Below are 2338 nucleotides of genomic sequence, written 5' to 3' on the forward strand. Positions count from 1 at the left end.
GGGGGAAGACGCGAACGCCATCATCGAAATGCAGGCGTTTCTCTCATGACAATCGCCGTCGACGATCCCGTCAGGCAGTATTTCTCCACCATTCGCTCGGCGCTGAGCGGCTTCGAGATCTTCCTGTCCGACCGCAATTCGCCGCTTTACCAGCATGGCGTGATCGGCGAGGTGGTCATTCCCTATCTCGCCCGCCTGAAGGCGTCCTTTGCCTGCTGGGAGAACCGCATCGGCTTCGTCCAGCATTTCCGCATCTCGCGGGCGGAGAGCGGCTTTCCGGTCTTTCAGAACGTGCTGGAACTGGAAAACGACCGGCAGAGCGCCGAAAAGCGCCTCGCCGCAATCCCGCAGGCGGACGACCTGCGCGCGGAAATGGCCGATTTCATCCTCAGGCACAAGGCGCTGCCGACCGAACTCCAGACCCGCATGGCGGAGCGCATCTATCTGGAGCAGATCGGCAAGGGCGACATCTTCTCGCCCTTCGTGATGCCGGAGACGGTCCGCGTCGCCGTCAATCCGAAGACCATGCGGCCCTACTACGTGGTCTGCTGGGGTGCCTTCGACGGCACCAGCACGCTGCCGATGGTCTATATGGCGACGATCGAGGATTCGACGGAGGCGATCGTCGAGATGCTGGTGACGGCCGGCGGCAAGCTCAATTCGGACGTGGACATTCCGCTGCCGGTCGGCGGGCTGCTCAACCCGGAGCTCGCCAGCCGCTTCGACGATTTTGCGCTGAAGAACAGCGCCTATTCGCTGACGCCGGTGACGATCGCCACCAACATGGACAAGGATTTTCCGACGCTGCATCCCAAGCAGTTGCGCCGCTTCGTGCTCGGGCCGTTCTATTCGGCCGGCATCACGGAAAACAACGACAAGGTCAGTTCGATCCTCTCGAAGGTGCGCAAGCGCGACAATGCCTGGCTGCTGACCTGGACGGTGCAGGAAGTGTTCTCCAAGGCCGAGCGGCCGGCGCACAGGGGGTTCTGGAACTCGACGCCGGCGCAGGAGGAATTCCATATCGACACCGACAATCTCGAAGCCGCCCGTATGGGCGTCAGTGCCTACGAGAAACACGCGCTCGTGCCGCATGACGCTTACCAGGCGCTCTACGCCTCGGGCGACGCGCAGTCGATCTTCGGCGACTACAAGGTGCATGTGATTTCCGGAAACCAGGTGATCAGCGAGGTCTGACCGATGAGCCTCAATGCCGGGCTGACGACCATCCACGAGGACGACATCGCCAAGCACATGGCGACGGCGCAATCCATGGTGACGAAGCTGGTCATCCTCGAAACCGACGACGGCAAGAGCGGCACGGCGCTCGCCGGCAGCGGACGCCGCTTCGTTTCCACCGTCTCGACCGGCGGCACGCGGCGCACCCGCGAGGTGGAACTGGCAAGGACGATCCAGTCGGTCCGTGCGGCCGATCCGCTGCTGTCGCCATCGCAGCATGCGGCACTCTACCGCGCGCGCCGTGGCCTGCAGATCGCGCTTGCCGTCACCGACGTGTTCTCCCGCCAGACCAATCTTGAAGGCCTGCAGTCGCGCAACCTGACGGCGCCGCTTGCCGGCGACGAGGCGAACCAGTTCAAGGCGCTGCTCTCGGCCTCGGCCTATGTCGCCGCCTTTACCTTCGCCGCCTATCTCGCCGCGACGCTGCCGGGCGAAGGGGAGCCGGTGGAGGACGGCGACGAGCCGGACTATCTGTTCGACACGCCGCAGGACGCGCTGAAAAGCATGCTGGCGGCACTCGACCGCACGATTGCCGGCGCACCGGACGATCAGGCGCTGGTCAGCCGGGCACGCGCCTTCGCGCGGGTGGCGATCGAGGGGCTGATCGGGCGGAAGGCCCGTTTCACCGGGCTCGTCAGCTTCGAGAACGCCCATATCCGCATCGAGCAGGATGATTTCACGCTGAACGGCTTCGACGTGGCGCCCGGCCGGAAGCGCAAGCCGCTGTCGATGACCTTCAAGAAGCCGACCGACATCGTCGGCAACCACATCGCCAAATACCAGGCGATGCGGCTTGCCAAGATGCTGATGGCCTACGATTTCGAGCGGCAGATGAACCCTTTCGTCGAGCTCGGCGGCTTTCTCTTCACCTTCATCGGCGACGGCATGCCGGGCACCGGCAAGACCATGCTGATCCAGATGCTCGCCGGCATGCTCAACGACTACTGCCAGATCGCCGGCTACGCCTTCCACTACGAGAATTTCGGCGTTGACCAGATTTCGTCCTACCAGGGCAAGTCCGGCCAGAACTGCAAGGACTTCGTCAACAACGTCATCAATCCGAAGGCGATCGGCTTCGGCACGATCGACGACATCGACCAGG

General features: G+C 63.5%; 1 protein-coding gene and 1 pseudogene. Both read left to right on the plus strand.

The features are described 5' to 3' along the window. Positions 1–45 precede the first annotated feature (45 nt). A complete protein-coding gene (locus LXM94_RS25735; RefSeq protein ID WP_235774720.1) occupies positions 46–1194 on the plus strand; it encodes a hypothetical protein in 1149 nt (382 codons plus the stop codon). Positions 1195–1197: 3 nt separating this feature from the next. Beyond that, positions 1198–2338 (plus strand): annotated as a pseudogene (locus tag LXM94_RS25740) (AAA family ATPase); the annotation flags it as partial.

This window comes from Rhizobium alarense (genome assembly GCF_021555155.1).
GTDB lineage: Bacteria > Pseudomonadota > Alphaproteobacteria > Rhizobiales > Rhizobiaceae > Rhizobium_D > Rhizobium_D alarense.

Coding starts and splice junctions, on each gene's coding strand:
- LXM94_RS25735 (WP_235774720.1), top strand. CDS start 46: ATGACAATCGCCGTCGACGATCCCGTCAGGCAGTATTTCTCCACCATT.